The 2,851-nt window shown below is 44.2% G+C and carries 3 protein-coding genes; all 3 read left to right on the top strand.

Features of this window, described 5'->3' with window-relative positions; genetic code table 11:
- Nucleotides 1-1,116, top strand: a 1,116-nt coding sequence (locus EAO36_RS08070; protein ID WP_328588061.1) for a hypothetical protein, incomplete at its 5' end; no start/stop codon positions are given.
- Entirely contained in the window at nt 1,113-2,240 is a 1,128-nt protein-coding gene (locus EAO36_RS08065) for a hypothetical protein (protein ID WP_120955989.1), read from the top strand. The genes EAO36_RS08070 and EAO36_RS08065, both read left to right, overlap by 4 nt.
- Nucleotides 2,241-2,278: 38 nt before the next feature.
- Nucleotides 2,279-2,812, top strand: coding sequence for a hypothetical protein (locus EAO36_RS08845; protein WP_235852323.1), 534 nt, complete (start codon nt 2,279-2,281; stop codon nt 2,810-2,812).
- The last annotated feature ends 39 nt before the right edge of the window (nt 2,813-2,851 follow it).

Below are 2,851 nucleotides of genomic sequence, written 5' to 3'. Positions count from 1 at the left end.
TTATATTTTTTAGCCTGCTTTCTAGCATCCTTACATGCTATGGACGATCGCAAAGCGATGGAACAGGTCAAACAGTGGTTGCGTGATTTTGTGCCCAAAGAGGTGAGCCAAGATGCCAATAGTTACTATGTGATTACCCCCCAAGCAGAATGGAGCGTGGAGAACAAAACCCCCATTGAGTTTAAGGGCGAAAAATACACCTTTCTTTATGCCAAAGCTAAATTTTATGCCAATAACGAAGCCACTAACAATGCGTGGATGTGCTCGGGTGTGTTGTATCAAGGCAAACTTTACAAGGGTTTTTGTTTGGAGGGTTTTAATGGTGTTTTATTTGCCCAAGTTGTGGAGCATAACCAAGAACCCTATTTAGTGTTAGTGCTTGGAGGAGGTTTTGATTATTATAAGCGGCCCACATTGCCCATTTTGGTGTTTAGAATCATCGATCGCACCTTTTACCTAGACTACTACGGCGCACAGAATGCTGATACGCGAATCGATCGCTATTGCCTTTCCCAAGACGACCCAGAGGGCGCGCATAAAATTGCGATGGGTGAGCTCAACAATAGCCTTTTAGTCCAATTACAAATGCGCTCTAAAGATCGCCTCTGTGGTGTTAAAAATCCTCCTCTACAGCCTCCTATGGATATTGTAATGGGCAATCGCTCCTACCGCTTGATCCAAATAGCCCCCTATTTTTACTTGAATCACACCCCTCTAGCAGGTTGCGACTATATCCAGATTCCAGGTCTTGGATACAACGCTCTATGCCATGGCGCACAGGTGCAAACTAAATTCACCCATAAGGGGCGGTTTTTGACCCTAGAGAGTTATTGGCAACACAAACCCACCTCTAAACCTTTTACTAAGGCTTATAAAGGTTTCATCACTTTAAAAGAAATCGATGGGACTTTGTATTTATACCAGTATAGCCAACAAGTTTTCCAAGTGGAGACTAAGAGCACTTTTAAAGAACTCGTGGGCACGGATATTTTTTATAGACAACCCAGAGACGATCCAAATGCCAAAAATTTAATCAAATGGGATCAGGTAAGCATTCCTAAACTCTCCAAACTTGAAACCGAGTGCCGTTTCCGTGGGCTGTGTGAGCGTAGATGAAAAAGATATTGGGGCTTTTGATCGGTGTGCTTATTTTGCATGGGGCTAGTAACCCATTTGCCACAACGCAAGCACAAGCCTTAGGGGCGATCCAACAATGGCTGGCAGATTTTATGCAAGCCAAGCAATACCAGCGTTTCTTTTTATACCCCCCCACAAGCGATCTGCCCTCTAGCCTAGATGATTACCCAACATACGGCACCTCGTGCCCAAAGGATCAACCCCATTGCCACAAGATCACCACTCTTCTTTTGAGTGCCTATGGCGAGTTTTACAAAGATTATCGGGTGCAAGCTAAGGGCATGTGTTTGGGCATCATCAAGCCAAGTAGCGCGCTTGAAAAGGGTTTTTGTTTGAAAGATTTCACAGAACCTAGATTTGAGGACACCCCCAAACAAGGTATTAGGCTCATCAAACTAGCCATGTTGCGCTTTATCCCCCCCACGCTCACTTCTCAAGCCCAACATAAGCCCGTTGTGCTCGAATTTAGGATCGTTAGTGAAGAGAGGTTTTATTTATACCGATTCAGAGAATTTAAAGGTTGGTGGCGCTCTGACTATTATGATTTTTACGATCAATTAAGAGATGACCCCAAAGACCCCTACAAATACCCCCTAGAGGCTGTTACAAACCAACTCTTGGAACATTTCAAGACCATGCCCCGTATTTTTGCCTTTAAGGGAGAAGCGTTGCAAAACTCCATAGACTATCTTGAGGGCACGCCCTATACCCTTGTGCGCAGCACCCCCAAGCCCCATTCAAAACTTGGCGATCTGGTGTGCTTAAGCATTTTGCACCAGCAACAAATTATCGGGCGCAGTCTGTGTTTAGAGGGTTACCAGCAAGGCGGATTTGCCCATCAAGGGGATTTGCTTAAGCTGGAGTTTAGCCGTCAATATTCCAACATTCTCCAAAAACTCACCATCACCCTTAAATTACAAAAGGGTCAATTTTGGTTAGATAGACTAAGCGGGCAAACGCTACGCACAGATACCCAAACGGGAGTTTCTGAACTCCTAGAATCCCCTCTTTTTTATGACCAAAACCAAGAGGATTTTAAGCACAGAGCCCCCATAAGTTTTAAAAAATTCACCCAAATGTGGCAAAAAAATCAGCCAAGATGATGTAAAATCAGAATGGGTATTTTTATTAAGGATCAGAGATGAAAAAATTAGCTTTTGCTTGGGCTTTTTTAGGACTCTTGGGTCTGAGTGCCAAGCCCTACTACACCACTTACAGCCAAGATATTGAGATAGAGGGGCAAAGATACACCCTAGTTAGCCAGACTAGCCGTGAGACACCTCAGGGCAAACCCACAACCACTTGCTTAAAAATTGAGCGCAATGGGCAGGTTTTGCACGCGCAGTTTTGTATGGAGGCAGTGGGCAAGGCTGACTTCGCTTACAAGAAAAACTATGTTACCCTAGAGTTTTCAGGCACTCTATCCGAACAGGTGAATCGCGAACTTTATCTCACCTTCAAGGTTGTCAATGGTGTTTTTTATTTGCACCAATATAGCCAACAAAACTACATCTACGATGCACAAGGGGTTAAAAAGATTCTCAAAACCCAGATCATTTACCGCCAAAACAGAGATGATCCCCATGGGGAAAACCCTATCACCCTAAACTCTTTGGATGGTGCTTACCAAGATAAGTTGTTTGCCCAATGCAAAGAGCGCGGGTATTGTATGTAGCATGAGGTGGGTTTTTATATGCCTCTTGGGGTTGGTTTG

The organism is Helicobacter mehlei (assembly GCF_003660265.1).
GTDB classification, from domain to species: domain Bacteria; phylum Campylobacterota; class Campylobacteria; order Campylobacterales; family Helicobacteraceae; genus Helicobacter; species Helicobacter mehlei.
The sequence above is the reverse complement of the archived record's forward strand: the minus strand, read 5'-3'. Positions and strand labels throughout refer to the sequence as shown.